Source organism: Ketobacter sp. MCCC 1A13808, assembly GCF_009746715.1.
GTDB lineage: Bacteria > Pseudomonadota > Gammaproteobacteria > Pseudomonadales > Ketobacteraceae > Ketobacter.
This window is the reverse complement of sequence record NZ_VRKW01000003.1, coordinates 38928-57237: the sequence shown is the minus strand read 5'-3', so window position 1 is coordinate 57237 and position 18310 is coordinate 38928. Positions and strand designations below refer to the sequence as shown.

Here is an 18310-nt window from a genome sequence, read left to right as displayed (position 1 = left end):
CACTCAGGATAGTGTGCGTAGGGGTCTGCGTAAATCCAGCGTAAAAGGATATTCCTTGTTCGGCTCCTCTGCTGGAGGCGACATCGGGCCAACACCACTGCCTTCCGGATAGAAACGATCTTCGCTGTTGAGGTAAGGCCTTAATTCAGGAGCGACTTCAACCGGCCCCTGAGTATGACCGTGAGTCCAGAAACGGCTGATACGGCGACCTTCCGCTGCGTACGCATTGATCGGATAGTCTTCGTAACTGCGCCCGCCTGCGTGGTGTACATGATAGGTGCAACCCCCTATAGAGCGGCCGTTAAACGTATCAATGATGTCAAACACGAGGGGCGAATGAATGCCGATCGTCGGGTGCAATGCCGATGGCGGCTGCCAGGCCCGGTAACGCACACCGGCCACATACTCACCGTGAGTGCCGGTGCTTTTCAACGGCACCTGACGGCCATTGCAAGACAACACATAGCGGCCTTCACTCAGCCCGTTCAAGCGGACCTGCATGCGTTCCACAGACGAATCCACATAGCGGGAAGTACCGCCGCGAGACACTTCTTCACCCATTACATGCCAGGGCTCAATGGCGGTTTGCAGTTCCAGGTGGATATCCCGCACACTGACACGGCCGTAATGGGGAAAGCGGAATTCCAGAAACGGCTCCAACCATTCGAGCTGGAATGGATAGCCCTGCAATTGCATGAAGTCACACACATCGCGCAGATCTTCCCAGACATAATGGGGCAGCATAAAACGATCGTGCAGCTCGGTACCCCAACGTACCAATTTATGCTCATAGGGTTTATTCCAGAACATCGCCACCAGCGTACGCAGCAGCAACATTTGCACCAGACTCATATGCGCATGAGGCGGCATTTCGAAAGCGCGAAATTCCAGAATACCCAAACGACCGGTAGCCGAATCCGGCGAATATAATTTATCAATACAGAATTCGGAACGATGGGTGTTTCCGGAAATATCTACCAGCAAATTACGCAAAAGACGATCCACTAACCAAGGGTTATTGATCTCACTCTTCGGCATTTGTGCAAAGGCAATCTCCAATTCATAAAGGCTTTCATGACGGCCTTCATCCACCCGTGGCGCCTGGCTGGTCGGGCCGATAAACAGGCCTGAGAACAAATAGGACAACCCTGGATGATGTTGCCAGAAGGTGATCAAGCTGCGCAGCACATCGGGACGGCGAAGCAGCGGCGAATCGGCGGGAATTGCCCCGCCCATGGTGACGTGGTTACCCCCGCCAGTGCCGGCATGGCGCCCGTCTACCATGAACTTTTCCGTACCCAGTCTTGACTGGCGCGCGATTTCATACAGATCCAGCGTGTTTTTCTGAAGCTCTGCCCAACTGCTGGTCGGGTGCACGTTCACTTCGATGACACCCGGATCCGGGGTCACCATGAATTTTTCCAGATTATTATCCCGTGGCGGATCATAGCCTTCCAGCACCACCGGCATATTCAGGGAGTGGGCAACGGCTTCCAGCGATGCCACTAAACGAACGAACTGATTGCCGTCCGTAAGCGGTGGCAGGAAAACGAACAAACAACCGTTGCGCACTTCGATACACATGGCGGTTTGTACAAAGCGTTCTGTTTCGTTGAGTTCGTCACTGCGCGTATATTCCAATGGTGCAAGGTTTGGCGGGTAATAGGGCAGCGAAGGGCCTTCTTCGAACAAACTTACCGGCTGGTCGTGCTCGCGCTTGTTCATCGGTTGCCAATGAATGACGTCCAGGGGCAAGCGCAGCCCTACCGAAGAATCCCCCGGCACCAGGTGTAAATGCCCACGACGGAATGTCCAGGTGCAACTGTGCCAGGTGTTTTTATGCCAGTCCCAACTAATGGGTAGCACATAGCCCACCGGCCGGTCCAAACCACGATCCAGTTGTTGCAATAGTCGTTTTCGTTCCAGATCCAGCTTCAGATCTTTTTTCAGAGGATCAAAGCCGTCCGGTAAATTGCCTTCCTGCCATAAGTAATACACGGCATCTTCATAAGCCGGGATAGCAAAGCGCGAAGGCAGTTTCAGCGTGGTGCAGAGGGCGTCCATAAATTTATGGGCATCGCGATGATCGTAACCGTAATCTTTATTCGGATCCGCCATCAACTGGGGATAATGCCACAACGAATGCCCGTCTTTGCGCCAGTAGCAGGCGTATTGCCAACGGGGTAACGGCTCACCCGGATACCACTTGCCCTGGCCGTAATGTTTTACCCCGCCCGGCGCAAAATGGGCCTGCATTTTAATGAACAGGTTGTGTGCCAACTCGCGCTTTTTTGGGCTGTCTGCGGTGGTATTCCATTCCGGCGATTCCATGTCATCAATGGAGACAAACGTGGGTTCCCCACCCATGGTCAGACGCATGTCGTTCGCTACGATTTCTTCATCCACGCGTGCACCCAAAGCCTGGATATTCAGCCATTGGTCTTCGGTGTATGGTTTGGTGACGCGAGGATCTTCATGAATCCGGTCGACCACATTTTCGAATTCGAATTCCACTTCGCACTTGCTGGTGGCACCGGTGACCGGCGCGGCGCTCACCGGATCGGGAGTACATGCGAGGGGAATATGGCCTTCACCGGCAAATAATCCGGAGGTAGGGTCCAACCCGATCCAGCCTGCACCGGGCAAATACACTTCGGCCCAGGCGTGCAGGTCTGTGAAATCTTCTGCAGCTCCGGAGGGTCCGTCGAGGGATTCCACATCCGGTTTCAACTGCACCAGATAGCCGGATACAAAACGCGCGGCTAAGCCCAGGTGACGTAATACCTGCACCAATAAATACGATGAATCACGGCAGGAGCCAATGAGGGATTTTAGCGTTTCCTCACAGGTCTGCACTCCCGGTTCCATGCGTATGGAATAACCAATGGACTCGAACACCATTTGGTTGATCATCACCAGGAAATCCACCGAACGCAGTTCGGAGCGATCCACTTTTTCCAGCCACTTCATCAGCAACGGACCTTTTTCTTTTATCTCAAGATAAGGCGCCAGCTCTTTTACTAATTGCTCTTCATACTTGAAGGGGTAATTTTCCGCGTACTCTTCGACAAAAAAATCAAACGGATTGATCACTTTCAGATTGGCAATGACTTCGACATCCACCACCAATTCCCGGGTGGGTTCATTGAACACGACCCGGCCAAGGAAATTACCGAACGGGTCTTGCTGCCAATTAATAAAATGATTTTCAGGTTTGATGTTAAGGGAATAACCCTCGATCGGCGTTCGACTGTGCACCGCAGGGCGTAACCGGAAGATATGGGGAAACAACTTAACTTCTCGATCGTAGGAATATTTCGTGTGGTGACGAATGGCAACTCTAATCGACATACTGATCCTTCAAATAAGTACTTTCCAACATTGGGGTCTGGCATTAACAAAATTGCGATACGGGCAATTGTAATACCATGAAGCGACCCTTTGTTGACAGTCATTTTAAGTTTGAAGGGGTAAGCGCAAGTTTTATGCCATTGGAGAAGCCCTTAAAAGTGCCTGATTCTTTTGCCAATTTGCTCCATTTTGTGCCACCGGTGAACAAAGATGCGCAGTCTTGGCACCGGTGATACAAAATAGTTCAATGTGTGACCTTATGGACAATTTCCACCCTGTTGCTGACCTTCGAATACCACTGGTGCTTGTTGCCACGACAGGTATTGCAGGAAGCAACCGTACTGGTGCTTGGGTGGGTCAAGATCGAACGCCACATGATGGCCGTTATGATCCGGACGCACGGTATTCTCATAGCGCACCACCGCAGCGGTGCGCTTGCCCTGGCCGGGAACAGACACATTGTTGCTTACCGGATAATCCAATTGCCGGGCCCCGGATAGGGCCAAATGCGGGAACAGCGTCTCATCATAAGCGCTGCCTAAATCCGGACCGGCCAGATCAACGCCCAACGCCATCAGGTGAGGCCATTGGGTCGGTTCATAACCGCCCTGATCATCTATACCGGATACCACCAGGACGTGGGGCGCTGTTTTAGTTGGATATTTGAACACACGGTCCAAATAAGCAGCCGGATCAGCACCGCTCAGCAACCATTCCATCAACATCAAGAATGGATGCATGTCATCGAGTTCTTCGGTTGGTAGCAAATTGGGCAGCAAGGTGGAGATGGCCAGTTTCATTTCCGGTTGATTGGTAAATAGTTTTATCCAGGTTGCAGCGACCCCGGTGAGTACCGCTCCCTGGAACGGCGCTGGATCGGCAACCAACTGCAGGCTGGAAGTCCAGTTGCCCAGCGATTGGCCCATTATTACCCGCTGACCGGCATCGAACCGGTAATGGTCTTCTCCCGCCGAGACGATACCCTGTGGACAGAGGTGCTGTGGAATGGTTAGCTGATTCAGCACCCTTCTGAAATAAATTCGTTCCCACGTCATTTGGTAATAACTGTTGAACATGGAAACCGGATTTTCCAAATTATAGGGCACCAAACCAAAGCCCAGGATAGGGCCGGATTCATCGGAACCCAGATGGCCCGCAAATCCCGAGCTGGCCCACCCCCGCTCAGCCGCAATCTGGGCAGGCCCGTTGCCGTCGGCTTGACCATAGGTACTGCGCAGGTAGACCTGCTCGGCACTGCCACCGGCACCGTGATGGTATTCCAGAAGAGGGAAGCCCTGGGCCGGCATGGTCGTGGTTTTCGGAATGGTGACAATAAATTCAGCATTGCGGGTGTATTGTTGAACCGGGGAACCGCTGGCATCCCATTTAATACGGCCTCCGCCTAGCACATAAGGCACACTGCCGTTCTGGAAGCCCGGTGTTTTTACGTACCCCCTCACCGCACAATAATCCGGAAAATCTTCCGCCAATTCCAGGCCAGTCACGTCGGCTAACGGCCAATTGTACACGGCTTCCGCACCCCGCCGCATGGCGGTAGTGGGATCACCGGTGCGCCAAACGGTCGCCGCAATCAGCGTATCCGGTTGGATGTTTTTATCCGCCAGATATTGTCGCAGCGGCTTGAACAGTTCAAGCGCCTTAGCCGGCGCCGGTGTTGCAGCGGACTCCGGCGACAGCACGCCGCCCAACTGTTCATTTTGTTGCACCTCATAACCGGTTGCCATGGGTATTTGATCGGTCACAACGGCGGCATAGGTGGTATCGGGCCTTAATGTCATTCCCAGGGTTGGTAATATTTGTAGCAAGTTTGCAGGGCGATAGCTGTCAGCCGTCGTGGTCTGGGTGACCGCCAACGGGAAACGCCGACCATATTCAGCGGAGTCCGGATCAATATCCACCACCTGCACGCTGGCCCCTGGGCGGGTATAAGCAGCGGCATCGGAAGGCAAGCGTTTGACTGCAACCGGGCCTGTCAGGGGAATATATATCGGGGATATCGTGTGGTATCCCTTCAGCTCCAACTGGGTTTCAATTCCGTTAATATAATATTGGGTTGCGATCTGAAAGGGGCGGGGGAAATCGGACAAATCGACCTTGCCATCGCTTTGTTGCCTGAGTCCGGAGGGAAACCCGTTATGATAAAATTGTCCGCCGTTAAAACTGTACAATGTCGGACTTCTAAAATCGCCGTTACCGGTAAAATCCACTTTCATCTCGGCCGTCTGAATGGCCTCGGCCCCGCACCCGTGCAAACCAACACACAGCAGCCCCGCGTACAGCGTGCGCAAATAACCTGTTTTCATCGTCCCGCCCCTTTATTATTCGATGTATTTATTATTCGATGTTTTTATTTTTAAGTAATAGAACCACCGTTACCCGGTGGCCCCCTCTGGAACTTGGGGCAACGTTTGCTTATGGGCAAACTCCACCCTGTTGATTGCCTTCAAAAACCAACGGCGTCTGATGCCACGACAAATATTGCAGGAAACAACCGTACTGATGCTTGGGTGCTTCCAGGTCAAACGTCACATGATGACCGTTGTGATCCCCACGCTCGGTGTTTTCATAACGCACTACCGCCGCGGTACGCTTGCCCTGGCCTGGTACAGACACATTGTCGGCCACCGGATAGCTTAATTGGCGCGCCCCGGATAACGACATGTGCGGGAACAGGGTTTCATAATAATCACTGCCTAAATCCGGCCCTGCCAGATCCACACCCAACGCCATCAGGTGCGGCCATTGCGCGGGCTCATAACCACTCTGATCGTCTATTCCGGATATCGCCAGCACATGGGGAGCCGTTTTGCTTGGGTACTTGAGAACACGATCCAAATAGGCCACCGGATCAGCGCCACCCAACAGCCATTCCATCAACATTAAGAACGGGTGCATTTCGTCCATTTTTTCCGACGGCAGCAGGTTGGGCAACAACCCACTCACTGCGGTTCTAATCCGGGGTTCATTGGTAAAGAATTTGATCCAGGTGCCGGCAACGCCTGTCAGTATCGCACCCTGATACGGCTGCGGGTCGGCGACCAACTCTAAACTGCCAACCCAGTTGCCAAGCGACTGGCCCATCAGAACCCGCATACCGCTATCAAAGCGAAAGTGATCTTCACCCGACGCTACGACACCCTGGGGACACAAATCTTTCGGCACTCTGATCTGATCCAATACCCTTCTGAAATAAACCCGCTCCCACACCATTTGGTAATAGCTATTAAACATCGATACCGGGTTCGCCAGGTTATAGGGCATCAATCCCCAGCCCAGTAAAGACCCGGCCTGATCCTGGCCCAAATGCCCGCCGAAACCGGAACTGGCCCATCCCCGCTCGGCCGCAATCTGTGATGGGCCGTTGCCGTATTCTTTCAGCACAGGCGGCTCATTTTTGCGACCTATGATGCTACCCACGCCGAGATACTTGCCGCGGGTAAACACCTGCTCAGCATCACCTCCGGCGCCGTGCACAAACTCCAGCAACGGGTAACCCGAGTCCGGCATCAACGTGTTTTTGGGGATGGTAACGATAAACTCCGCATTTCGCGTACGCTGTTGAATGGGCGCACCGCTGTCATCCCATTCGATGCGTCCGGTCCTGAGCAGATAGGGCACAAAACCTGTCTGGAACACCGGCGTTTTTACAAAGCCTCTGACTGCACAATAATCCGCAAAATCTTCGACCAGCTCAAAATCCGTGGCCGCGGCCACCGGCATCTCTGCCGCCATTTGAGCGCCACGCCGCATGGCCGCAGTGGGATCACCGGTATGCCAAACAGTCGCTGCCATTACGGCCTCCGGGGCCATATTTTGCTCGGCCAAATAGCCTCGCAACGGCTCGAACAGATCACGCGCCCTGTCCGGTATCGTTGCCGCATCCCGGGCGGGCATTAACACGCTGCTCAGCTGCGGATTCTGTACTAACTGTTGCTCCGCAGTCACCGGGATTTGATCGGTAACAAGTACCGCGTAGGTGGTATCCGGTCTCAGCGAAATTCCCAACGTCGGCAATATCTGCAGCAGGTTAGCAGGGCGAAAGCTGTCCGACTCCAAGGTTTGGGTCACGGTTAGCGGGAACCGCCGACCGTACTCCGCTGAAGCTGGATCAATATCCACCAACTGGATACTGGCGTCAGGATGGGTGTAGGCCAGCGGGTCTGTGGGCAAACTCTCAATGTCCAGCGGTCCCGTCAAGGGAATATAGATGGGCGATATCGTGTGATACCCGCGCATCGCCAACTCTGTCTTAATGCCATACAGATAGGTGTACGTCGCAGGTTGTAAATGACGTGGGAAATCGGAAAGATCAATGCTGCCATCGTCGAGTTGCCGAATTCCGGTGGGGAACCCGTTGTGAAAAAAGTTGCCCCCAGAAGCGTTATAAAGTGTCGGACTCTGGAAGTCTCCTTGACCACTGAAGTCAACTTTCATTTCGACGGTGTTGTCCGTTTGCGCGCCACAACCGTACAAACCCAAACAAAACAACCCTGTGTAAAGTGCATATACCACTCGATTTTTCATACAACCACTCCCTGTTGTGTCAAAATTCCCTTTAATGAAAAACCACGTTCAAAAAACCACTCATCCTCTCCTGAGGCTAGAGCCGTGCTTTGTTCTACCGCTATCGCTGCGGTTTAGGGGCAGGCTCCACCTTGCTCGTAACCCTCAAACACCAACGGAGCGATACCTTCTGCGAGGTATTCCATAAAACAACCGTATTGATGCTTGGTCGCCTCCAAATCAAATGTCACGTGATGACCGTTGTGATCCGGACGCACTGTGTTTTCATGGCGAACCACCACGGCTGTGCGCGGACCCTGGCCGGGTACTTCAAAATTATTCACAACCGGATAGGGGTAGTGCTGCGCTCCGCCGATTTCGAGGTGAGGGAACAAGGTTGTGTCATAGGAATCACCCAGATCGTCTCCCGCAAGATCGACTCCCACCGCCAGCATATGGGTACGCTGAACATGTTCACCACTGCCGGTATCATCCACACCGGACATAGTCAGTATATGAGGCGCCGTTTTATTGGGATAACGCAGCACGCTGTCCATATGCGTGACCGGATCGGCTCCCCCCATAAGCCATTCCATCAACATCAAAAAGGGGTGCGCTGTATCCAGTTTTTGCCCCGGCAACAGGCTCACAACCCCGGCGCTCATCGCCGAGCGGAAGGTGGCATTATTGGTGAATAGCTTGATCCAGGTGCCGGCCACACCGGTGAACAAAACACCCTGTACCGGAGCGGGATCGGCAGCCAGCTGCAAACTGGAAGTCCAGTTACCTAAAGACTGACCCATTAAAACTTCCATGTCCGGGTCGATGCGAAAGGCTGTGCGGCCTTCACCTGGATCGGCTTCAGGGCATAACCCGGCATCCAGCTCTAGCTGATTGAGGAAGCGCCGGAAATAAACCCGCTCCCACACCATCTGATAGTAATTGTTGTACAGCGCGACAGGATTAAATACGTTGTAGCCGAACATACCGTAACCCAAACCCAAACCAACGTGATCCAGCGACATATGCCCGGCAAAACCGGAACTGGCCCAACCGCGCTCGGCTGCTATTTGCGAGGGCCCGTTACCACGCTCCAAAACACTATAAGGCAACACAATATCAATAGCAGTGCGAAGATACTTACCCCGGGTGAAGACCTGGTCGGCGTTGCCGCCCGCACCATGGTGGTACAGCAACATAGGGAAACCATCTGCAGGCATGGTGGTGTGCTTGGGAATGGTGACCACAAACCGGGCCTTACGGCTGTATTGCTGAACCGGCGCGCCATCGTCGGTGTACTCCACCTGACCGCCGGTGAGGGCGTAGGGAATCACCCCTTTCTGAAAGCCCGGTGTCTCCACCAAACCCGCTACCACACAATAATCGGGGAATTCCTCTTCCAACACCACATCGGTAGCGGGTGCCACCGGCATTTGCGCTACCTTTGCAGCGGCGGTGAGCAACTCTTTAGTGGGATCCCCGGTGGTCCAAACGGTGGCGCCGATAATTCCGCTGGTATTGATATTCTGTTGCGCCAGATAATCCCGTAATGGCGCGTACACCGCTAACGCTTTATCGCCCGGCATAAGCTCTGATTGTGCCGGGTCCAGTAACGCAGCCAACTCCGGATTCTGTGTCACGCTATTGCCTTCCGGCACCGGCACCTGATCTGTCACCAGCGCGGCATAGGTGGTGTCCGGTCGCAAATTTATACCCAAAGTAGGGATAATCTGCAGCAGATCCACTGGCCGATAGGAATCCATTTTCTGGGTCATTGATACTTCCAGTGGAAAACGGCGGCCGTACTCCGCCGAATCCGGATCCACATCCACCACCTGGATCGGCGAATCGGCATTGGTATAGTCAAGATCTTGAGTCGGTAGGCTGGCGATATCAATAGCACCAGTAAACGGAATATAAATTGGCGATATCGTATGGTAACCGCCAATCCGGTTATACTTGGTAATGGCATTTACATAGGTATTGGTGAGGATATGCAGGCGACGGGGAAAGTCATTGATGCGGATAGAGCCATCGTCATTACGACGCAGATCGGTGGGGAATCCGTTGTAATAAAAGTTACCCCCGACCGGCGAATTGATTGTCGCGCTGGAAGCGGAAGGCTCCATGCCTTCCAGGCTCATCTTCATTTCGACATTGTTTGAAGATTTACAGCCTGCCATTCCCGAACCCAGTGCACAAACCAAAAGCAATCCACTCAGGGCTCGCGCGTTCCCTCTGTTTACTGACATACTCATCCCCGGATTTATTATTCTTACGGTTTATTGTTATATAAGCGCAGCCTCATCCGAGACGGCGAAAACCAAATTCTAAAGCTTTCCTTCAAACAGCTAAGTTTAATTATTGTAACCGGTTGTCGATGGCCGGTATTCGCGGTTAAATCCGGCCACCTTCCTTTCACCCATTGCCGGATATACCGGATATCGGGCTTTGATCACTTCCTGTGTGCGATTAACCTGCTGGCATTTATTAGAAATAATGTCGATTACCTCAAACTTTTTAACACTGCCCCGTGCTCCCGCATTTGCTAAGCAAAAACACCAGCACAGTCATCGAGCACAGCCATCCTTGCGACCTAAAACGACATATTGTGCACGTAGAATCGGCTAAATTTTTATAATACTATCCGGAACACGGTTGGGATTTGGTCGGCCATTAGCGGACGCATGACATTGCCCCAAACTTCGCTGCTTATTTCAATTTATTCGAGGCACTTTCACTATGAAACCGGAATTTTCGAAATGGATTTTTTTTGTCACACTCAGTTTTATTTGCAGTGTACCTGCCGTGCAGGCCGCCGGCACCGATCCGTTACCTTCCTGGAACAATGACACCTCCAAAAAAGCCATCATTAAATTTGTAAAGACCATAACGGAACACAACTCCCCGGATTTTGTTCCTGTGGCTCAACGAATCGCTACTTTTGATAACGATGGCACCCTGTGGAGTGAACAGCCACTTTATTTTCAGGGTATATACGCGCTTGATCGCATTAAAGCGACGGCGAAAGACCATCCGGAATGGAAAACCACAGAACCTTTCAAAAGCGCACTTGCCGGTGATATGAAAGGCGTGATGGCAACGGGAAAAGAAGGTGTTTTGACGCTTCTTCTCACTGCTCATGCGGGTACGACGGCAGAGGAGTTCAAGCAATCGGTACGCGACTGGATATCCACCGCAAAACATCCTGAAACCGGGCTGTTATATTCACAAATGGTGTTTCAACCCATGCTCGAGCTACTCAATTATCTTCGTGCCAACGAATTCAAAGTGTACCTGGTGTCCGGTGGAGGTGTTGATTTTATGCGGGTGTTCGCCGAGGAAGTCTATGGTGTTCCACCCGAACAAGTGATCGGTACCACCATCGACGCAACGTTTGAGATGCGCAATGGCATCCCCACCATCATTAAAACCGGGAAACTGGTGCTGCTGGATGACAAAGAAGGAAAGCCGGTCGGTATTTATCGCAATATTGGTCGGCGACCGATATTGGCGGCCGGTAATTCCGACGGGGATCTGCAAATGCTGCAATACACCACCATAGCGCGGGACAAAAAGGATTCCACCCCCCGCTTGGGTTTGATCATTCATCACACCGATGCCGACCGCGAGTGGGCTTATGACCGGGACTCCGCCATCGGCAAACTGGACAAAGCACTTGCTGAAGCTAAGCAGCGCAAATGGCTAGTGGTCGACATGAAACAAGATTGGACCAGGGTCTATCCCACCTCCGGCAAATAATGCAGCAAACCCTATAAAGGCCCTTAACGGGCCTGGTTCTGTGCTTCGAGCTTTTCCCTTCGCTTGCGGTTATTTTTCGACGCCCCGATGGCCACTCCCAAACTGGCGAAGTGCGGATTTTTAACGCCTGGGGTTGCTAATTCATCTTAGTCTTGTATATTTGAATCTAAATGATAATCCTTATCGTTATGCCCTGAGGGAATATTAGCCAATGGCTAGCTCTATGGAAGCGTGGGAACGCTTGATGCGTCAGGCCAGACAATCCTATCTGGATAAATCCTACCACCGAGCAATGACACTCAATCAATCTGCGTTACTGTTGGCTCATGCTGCATTTGACTGGATGTTCTATTCCGATCCGGAAAAAGCCATAGCAGCGGTCATGGTCAGCAATTTCAGTCTGATCGATTCACTGGTGGCACAAGCCGACTACTTGTCCGCCAATAGCCAATTTGAAAATAGCCTGGGCTTTTTAAAAAGTGCAGGCAAATACCCTGATCTCAGCGATGAACAACAACTCGCGATCTGGCACGGGGCCAATCAGCTAAGAAAAGAATGGACTCAATTCAGCAAAGACTATGGGGATGCTTTCACTCAGCAAGGTAAACAGTTAATGCAACAGTTCAACCGGGCACTAACGCAATTCCACAAGTACCCTTTCGGTGTACATTAATTCATGAAACACCCAATTAGACCATTGATAAGAGGAGCAATATCGTGCGTATACAAATAGCGGTTTTGACGGGGCTACTGTCCACCGGAGTACAAGCCCATCCCGGCCATGATCACCAGAGCATCATGAGTGATCCCATCCATTTACTGACGGCGCTGGCCATTGCCGGAGTTGCACTGGTTGGCTTTGTGGTGCTGCGCAATCGTCGTAACAAAAATAAGATCGAGGAGAAGTAGAAATGTTGCATTCCATTCTTAAACTCGTTGATTCAGTCGCATCGATTCCTGCTGCGTCCGCTCACTGTGATATTCCCTGTAAGATTTACGATCCGGGTACTGCTCAGATTGCAGCACTTACCGTGATCCGCATGGTGGATCTGATTGAGGAGCTGGGAGCACAAGACAGCCTTTCCATTCAGGATCAAGCGCAATTGGTGCGTTTGGTGAATGTGAAAGAGGAGCACGGTTTGATAGTAAAAGAGGAAGTGCGTGTCATCTGGGGAGATTATTTTAAACAACCTCAATTTGATAAAGTGCCTGGCGTTCACGATCTGGTACACAAAATTATGTTGCAAGCGTCGAAAGCCAAACAGGGCGTGAACCGCGCCGATGCCGTGACCTTACTGGAACTGGTCAACCAGTTTGCAGAAGCATTCTGGTTGACCAAAGATGTACCGACGTTCAAAGCGGTGTGCCCATACCCACCTGCAGAGGTGGTGGTGTACCCCAAACTGGACCCAGCCTAGTAAATGTGAACAACGCTGCCGTCACAGCAGCGTTGTTTTCGCAGCACCAAGGTGGGCAGGTTTGAACACAAAAGAACGTCACTTTACCCTCTCCAGAGTTCTTCCACAGTCATGAATCCATTGCATAGCATCATTGGCGTATTTAAAGTTAAAGGCGAAAGCATGTTGCCACGATTGGCAGCGGGGGATTTTGTATTCACCAGCCGGTTCTTTTTCAGAGTCAACGAAGGTGACCTGGTCGTTATCGATCACCCTCGCTTTGGCCGGTTGGTCAAGCGTGTATTCGAAGTTGAAGAAAATCAACGTATGCTTTTGTGCGGTGAGAATAATGCCAGCGTGTCTCCGGAAGAAATGGGCTGGGTCACGATCGAGCAGTTGCTTGGTAAAGTCCTGTTCTGTGTCCGCCAGCCTGCTAAACCCGTTATACCGGCGCCGAAGAAGAGTGACTCGCCAATCTAGTAACTGCTCCCAATAAGCTCGGTACACTGCGTTCGATAAGGGGACCAAGATACATTCACAAGGGCATTTGCTGATGGAAGTAGTTGAAAGCTACCTGCCGTGACGCCGGTAGCCTTCCTGGTTTCGGTTACGTCATACTCGGTGCAATCTGTTCTGTATACGTCTCTTTCGCGGACTCCCGGACGATCAGATAGATCAGAGGCACTATCGAACCAAGCGGCACCGTTGCCGCTATCCAAGGCCAAGGATTGACCCCGCGTTTGCGCGCATCCATCACCATCCAGCTGGCCAGAATAATGCAGCAAATCACTAGGTCCAGCAGAATTTGCATCGATCCCAACGAAGAAAAGCCCGCTTGCCAAATACCCATGTAGCCCACTTCCCACATCACATAGCCACTGAATAGCACCATATCCGCCAGCAAAAGCCATAACATTACTTTTTTGAGTTTCATTGCTTGTTCCTCTCATTAAATTGAACGGAAAACCCTATGAGTTGAGCAAATTCAGTCTGGCTTGCCTTCAGCATTGAAACAATTACCTCTAAAGTAATCGTCAGCCTTTTCTTTTTGCATAACAATGAGCCCATGACAACAACCATTGCACGACCTAATCAAACTCAGGATTTCGGTTCCCTGCTCCGTGGCTGGCGGGACCGACGTAAATATTCGCAATTAAACCTGGCGCTGGAGGCCGGGGTATCCCAACGTCATCTAAGCTTTCTGGAGTCCGGCCGCGCCCAGCCCAGCCGTGGCATGATTCTGCAACTGGCCGATGCGCTGGACATCCCCCTGCGAGACCGCAATGCTCTGTTACACGTTGCAGGATTTGCGCCCGCATTCCAGCAACGCAGCCTGGACAATGAGGATATGGCCGCGGTAAAAAAAGCCCTGGAAATGACGCTGGCACATCACGAGCCTTATCCTGCCATCGTGATGAACAGCCATTGGGGAATTCTGATGCAGAACCAGGCAGCAATGAATTTTATTGGCTTACTGGGAGACAGCGAAACACTTTGGAGACAGGTTGATCCGAGCGGTTCACGTAACGCCATGCGGCTTATTTTTCATGAGCAAGGCATGCAACCTTACATTCAAAACTGGGACCAGGTAGCCACCTTTTTGTTATCCAGAATGCAGAAGGAAGTGGCGGCTGACCCCACTCACGAAGCATTAGCGGCGCTATTCGATGAACTCTGCGAGCATCCGAACCTGCCGGCGGACTGGCGTAACCAAACCTGGAACAACATGCCTCCCCCCATTCTGACGATGGAAATAGCGTTTTACGAAACGCGGTTAAACATGTTTAGTATGCTGTCCAGCTTTGGTACTGCACTGGACATAACCGCCGCCACTCTGTGCGTTGAAACGTTCTTCCCCGCTGATGACGAAACCACGGAATTTTTTAATCGGCTTAGTCAATAATAATGTCAATTTTTAAGTAGATACAAAAGCAATGACCGCCTGTTAGCTGTCGTGTTATTTTACACTTGCATTTTCCTCTCTCCATGGACGAAACATAACCTGCTGATTTTTATGGGATAATATGATTGGCCTAAATCATGCTTTGTCTGGCTGAACGAACGTTTTCGTTTATGTCACTCTCGCACTCGTGCCAGTGGCCACCACAGACAGAGGTTTACTCTAGAAACTTCTGTCGTCCCGTAGTTTTTCAGCTGACTCAACAGCAGTTTATAAAGGGAATTATTATGTCAGTTCCAGCAAAAGTACTCCTGGTAGACCTGAACAATTTTGCGCGTTATCCCACCTTATCTATCGGCTATCTCGCCTCAATTTTACGGCAGGCCAAATTTACAATTGACGTATTTTCGCCACTTATGGTCGGGGTTCGCGGCACAATCAGAGAAGCAAGACCCAATGTACTTGGTCTACCTAAAGCCAGGCTCAACCATCGGGTTGCAACATCGAATAGTCGCTGGGTGCGCCAGTTCCGCAACTACGTAGCAAAGCGCCAGCATTCTGGTATCACCGCTCATCAACAAGCTGTACTGGAGGCTTTCAGGGAATCGCTGATGCAATCAGCACCACAAGCGGTATTGATTTCAACCTACCTGATGTATTACGAAGTCTGTATCGAGATGTGCCGGTTGTGTAAAGAGCAGGATATACCCGTCATCATAGGCGGCCCGTACTTTGTTCAAGAAGACGTGTATGCCGAGTGGGTAAAAATCGACGGGCTCAGTGGTTTGATAGCCGGAGAGCTGGAATTGGAAGCCCCCAACATTATCAATAGCCTGCTCAATAAACAGGATGTGTCGCATCATCAGGGCGTACTGCGCTTCGCTTCTGACGGCACAATTAAAGGCAAAGTGGCGCGACCGCTTAAAACGCTGGACGATGTTCCTTTTCCGGATTTCAGCGACTTCCCGTGGCACCAGTACCCAAACCGGATAGTGCCGATCGTAACCGGCCGGGGCTGTAGTTGGGGAGCCTGTAGTTTTTGTAGCGACGTGACCAGTACCGCCGGGCGCACCTACCGCAGCCGCAGCCCGGAAAATGTGATTGCGGAGATTAAACACCAGTACGAACGCTATAACGTAACTAATTTTGTGTTTGTCGACCTGAAGTTGAATAGCAACCTGTCTGTGTGGCGAGCCATCATCAATAACATGCAGACCGTCGCGCCCGGCGCAAAGTGGATTGCATCGGTACACGTGGGTATGGAAGAAGAAAATGGGCTTTCTGCGGAAGACCTCATAGCCGCCGCTAAAAGTGGTTGTGTTCGTCTGACTACAGGACTTGAGTCCGGCAGTCAGCGCATTATTGATTGGATGAAGAAGGGTACTCAACTGGACTTGATCGGTCAGTTCCTGAAAAATGCCAGAGCAGCCGGCATCTCTAACCGCTGCACCATGATTATTGGATACCCTAATGAAACGCACGAGGATATTGACGCCAGTGCCAGGTTTCTGGCCGATCACGTTGATGACATTGAAAGGATCATGCTGAACCGCTTGGCAATCACGGCAGGCACACCCATTGTGCGCCAACTGAAGCGTAACCCGGATCGATATCAGGGTTTCCACATCGTATCTGAAAACGCGGCCCTGGCGCAGGTGGAGCATTATTACGAAGGAGTCAGTCGTTCCGATCACCGTGGCGCAGTCAACCAATTGCTAGCGCACGTGGTTGGCATCAACTCTAAAGAGTTACTGACTCAAGCCCAGGATTTTGAGGGCGTTATGTGAATGCCATGGTTCCGGAATCACAACGCAATGACGGTCCGGCACGCCAAATTGTCTACTTAACCAATGTTTATCCAGCGCCCAGTCACTCCTTTATTCGCCGGGAAATTCGGGCCTTGGAGAACGCTGGCTGGACCGTGCACCGGTTCGCTCACCGTACCTGCACGGGTGGTTTGATCGAGCCCGAGGATATTCTGGAACAAACTAAAACCCGGGTGCTGCTGGATCAGCCCCGGGTTAATCTGGTGTTAGGCGTGTTATCCCGCTTGCTAAAAGAACCGGTGGCATTTTTTCGCAGTTTATTCATGTCTCAAAAAATGGTCATAAAAGGCGATCGCCGCTGGGTTGCCCATGTAGCGTATTTTATTCAAGCCTGCTCACTGGCCAAACAAATGAAACAGCTGGGCTGCCGCCATGTGCATGTACACTTTGGTACCAACCCGGCGGCCGTGGCGTGCCTTGCCAGCCAATTCAGCGGTCTGAGTTACAGTGCAACTTTCCACGGACCGCACGAATACGACCCCGAATTAAAACTGAACCTGGACACTAAAATTCAGCACGCCCGTTTTATTGCGGCAGTTTCCCGCGCTGGGAAGCAAACCTTAGACCGGCTGTATCCCACCTACCAGGATAAGTTTATGGTCGTGCCCTGCGGATTGGATGAGTCCTGGTTACAACGACAACGCCATGCTATATCCACCGGCGCCGACAAACCGAACGATTATTTCTTAACGATCGCTCGTCTGGATCCGCAAAAAAATATTCCCATGTTGCTGGATGCCGTCAAACAGTTAACTGAGCGTGATGTGGCGGTTCGGGTTTTGATAGCCGGTGACGGGTATCTAAGGGCAGAGCTTGAGCAATACATTGATCGTCTTGGTATCGGCGAACAGGTTGAACTGCTGGGCTGGCAGACCCAGGATCAAATACACCGCTTACTCGATAACGCCCGAGCCATGTTGCTGGCCAGTCAGGGCGAAGGGTTACCCATTGCGATTATGGAAGCATTCGCTCACCGTATTCCCGCCATAGCGACGGATGTGGGCGGGGTAAATGAGTTGGTGATCAATGAAACCACCGGCTGGTTGGTCAGTGCCAACGATGCCGCCTCACTGGCGACGGCGATGGAAGATTGCCTGACATCACGACCAGCCAGACTGAAAAAGATGGGGGATGCCGGCAGGAAATTACTGGATGGGCATCAAGTCGCCCATTCCCAAAAGCTACTCAGTGACGCCTTTACTGTAATACATGGGCAGTACTAGCCAGGTTATCGCCGACTGCGTCGATCAATTTAAATTTGTTCCAGGCTACTCTCAGAATATCGCCATCAATTAATCGCTCGCGCTCATCGACCTGTTTTTCATTAATGAAAGTTCCGTTTTTACTGTTCTTGTCCACTACAAAAATTTCCAGCGTTCCCTCAAGATATTTGCTCTCTTTAACTTCAATAATCGCGTGATGCCCGCTCACAGAAAGATCGTCTATCATAATATCGTTGTCCGGATGACGACCCAAGGTAACCTGACCCACCTTAAGTTCAAATTTACTCACCGCCACGTCATCCACTAATTGCGCCAAAATTGCCATCG

The 18310-nt window shown here is 51.6% G+C and carries 14 protein-coding genes; 8 read left to right on the top strand and 6 right to left on the bottom strand.

Translation table 11 applies throughout. From position 1 onward, the window contains the following. Window positions 1-3 precede the first annotated feature (3 nt). From FT643_RS07120 to FT643_RS07105, 4 genes are all read right to left on the bottom strand, one after another. Entirely contained in the window at window positions 4-3351 is a 3348-nt protein-coding gene (locus tag FT643_RS07120; RefSeq protein ID WP_156870688.1) for a transglutaminase family protein, read from the bottom strand. A gap of 257 nt (window positions 3352-3608) precedes the next feature. Continuing rightward, window positions 3609-5675, bottom strand: coding sequence for a hypothetical protein (locus tag FT643_RS07115; protein WP_156870686.1), 2067 nt, complete (start codon window positions 5673-5675; stop codon window positions 3609-3611). 109 nt (window positions 5676-5784) lie between these two features. Beyond that, a complete protein-coding gene (locus FT643_RS07110) occupies window positions 5785-7896 on the bottom strand; it encodes a hypothetical protein (RefSeq protein WP_156870684.1) in 2112 nt (703 codons plus the stop codon). A gap of 113 nt (window positions 7897-8009) precedes the next feature. Continuing rightward, window positions 8010-10127 (bottom strand): hypothetical protein, encoded by a 2118-nt coding sequence (locus tag FT643_RS07105; protein ID WP_156870682.1) that lies wholly within the window; start codon window positions 10125-10127, stop codon window positions 8010-8012. Between the two features lie 490 nt (window positions 10128-10617). On the opposite strand from FT643_RS07105, the gene FT643_RS07100 reads away from it, so the two are divergent. From FT643_RS07100 to FT643_RS07080, 5 genes are all read left to right on the top strand, one after another. Beyond that, a complete protein-coding gene (locus tag FT643_RS07100; protein WP_156870680.1) occupies window positions 10618-11637 on the top strand; it encodes an HAD family hydrolase in 1020 nt (339 codons plus the stop codon). A 211-nt stretch (window positions 11638-11848) separates the two neighbouring features. Next, window positions 11849-12310, top strand: coding sequence for a hypothetical protein (locus FT643_RS07095; protein WP_156870678.1), 462 nt, complete (start codon window positions 11849-11851; stop codon window positions 12308-12310). Window positions 12311-12354: 44 nt separating this feature from the next. Next, window positions 12355-12546: a hypothetical protein gene (locus tag FT643_RS07090; protein WP_156870676.1), complete on the top strand. Its 192-nt coding sequence runs from the start codon at window positions 12355-12357 to the stop codon at window positions 12544-12546. Window positions 12547-12548: 2 nt separating this feature from the next. Beyond that, window positions 12549-13055: a superoxide dismutase, Ni gene (gene sodN / locus FT643_RS07085; protein ID WP_156870674.1), complete on the top strand. Its 507-nt coding sequence runs from the start codon at window positions 12549-12551 to the stop codon at window positions 13053-13055. 111 nt (window positions 13056-13166) lie between these two features. After that, the gene (locus FT643_RS07080) at window positions 13167-13514 is read left to right on the top strand and encodes a S24/S26 family peptidase (RefSeq protein ID WP_156870672.1); all 348 of its coding nucleotides are present in this window, start codon (window positions 13167-13169) and stop codon (window positions 13512-13514) included. 127 nt (window positions 13515-13641) lie between these two features. On the opposite strand, the gene FT643_RS07075 is transcribed toward FT643_RS07080, so the two are convergent. Further along, window positions 13642-13968: a DUF2834 domain-containing protein gene (locus FT643_RS07075; RefSeq protein WP_156870670.1), complete on the bottom strand. Its 327-nt coding sequence runs from the start codon at window positions 13966-13968 to the stop codon at window positions 13642-13644. A gap of 132 nt (window positions 13969-14100) precedes the next feature. Here FT643_RS07075 and FT643_RS07070 point away from each other — a divergent pair, with 132 nt between their 5' ends. The 3 genes from FT643_RS07070 to FT643_RS07060 all read left to right on the top strand — a co-directional run bounded on the left by FT643_RS07070 (window position 14101) and on the right by FT643_RS07060 (window position 17983). Then, window positions 14101-14937, top strand: a complete 837-nt coding sequence (locus tag FT643_RS07070) for a helix-turn-helix domain-containing protein (RefSeq protein WP_156870668.1) — start codon at window positions 14101-14103, stop codon at window positions 14935-14937. Window positions 14938-15221: 284 nt separating this feature from the next. After that, window positions 15222-16721, top strand: a complete 1500-nt coding sequence (locus FT643_RS07065) for a B12-binding domain-containing radical SAM protein (protein WP_198043388.1) — start codon at window positions 15222-15224, stop codon at window positions 16719-16721. 5 nt (window positions 16722-16726) lie between these two features. Beyond that, window positions 16727-17983, top strand: coding sequence for a glycosyltransferase family 4 protein (locus FT643_RS07060; protein ID WP_232340015.1), 1257 nt, complete (start codon window positions 16727-16729; stop codon window positions 17981-17983). Here FT643_RS07060 and FT643_RS07055 read toward each other — a convergent pair. Beyond that, complete coding sequence (locus FT643_RS07055; protein ID WP_156870662.1) at window positions 17958-18308, bottom strand: FHA domain-containing protein; 351 nt, start codon at window positions 18306-18308, stop codon at window positions 17958-17960. The genes FT643_RS07060 and FT643_RS07055 overlap by 26 nt on opposite strands. Window positions 18309-18310: the final 2 nt, after the last annotated feature.

Excerpts from the sequence above, each read along its gene's own strand:
- FT643_RS07120 (WP_156870688.1), bottom strand. The coding sequence starts at position 3,351 with ATGTCGATTAGAGTTGCCATTCGTCACCACACGAAATATTCCTACGAT.
- FT643_RS07115 (WP_156870686.1), bottom strand. The coding sequence starts at position 5,675 with ATGAAAACAGGTTATTTGCGCACGCTGTACGCGGGGCTGCTGTGTGTT.
- FT643_RS07110 (WP_156870684.1), bottom strand. The coding sequence starts at position 7,896 with ATGAAAAATCGAGTGGTATATGCACTTTACACAGGGTTGTTTTGTTTG.
- FT643_RS07105 (WP_156870682.1), bottom strand. The coding sequence starts at position 10,127 with ATGTCAGTAAACAGAGGGAACGCGCGAGCCCTGAGTGGATTGCTTTTG.
- FT643_RS07100 (WP_156870680.1), top strand. The coding sequence starts at position 10,618 with ATGAAACCGGAATTTTCGAAATGGATTTTTTTTGTCACACTCAGTTTT.
- FT643_RS07095 (WP_156870678.1), top strand. The coding sequence starts at position 11,849 with ATGGCTAGCTCTATGGAAGCGTGGGAACGCTTGATGCGTCAGGCCAGA.
- sodN (WP_156870674.1), top strand. The coding sequence starts at position 12,549 with ATGTTGCATTCCATTCTTAAACTCGTTGATTCAGTCGCATCGATTCCT.
- FT643_RS07080 (WP_156870672.1), top strand. The coding sequence starts at position 13,167 with ATGAATCCATTGCATAGCATCATTGGCGTATTTAAAGTTAAAGGCGAA.
- FT643_RS07075 (WP_156870670.1), bottom strand. The coding sequence starts at position 13,968 with ATGAAACTCAAAAAAGTAATGTTATGGCTTTTGCTGGCGGATATGGTG.
- FT643_RS07070 (WP_156870668.1), top strand. The coding sequence starts at position 14,101 with ATGACAACAACCATTGCACGACCTAATCAAACTCAGGATTTCGGTTCC.
- FT643_RS07065 (WP_198043388.1), top strand. The coding sequence starts at position 15,222 with ATGTCAGTTCCAGCAAAAGTACTCCTGGTAGACCTGAACAATTTTGCG.
- FT643_RS07060 (WP_232340015.1), top strand. The coding sequence starts at position 16,727 with ATGGTTCCGGAATCACAACGCAATGACGGTCCGGCACGCCAAATTGTC.
- FT643_RS07055 (WP_156870662.1), bottom strand. The coding sequence starts at position 18,308 with ATGGCAATTTTGGCGCAATTAGTGGATGACGTGGCGGTGAGTAAATTT.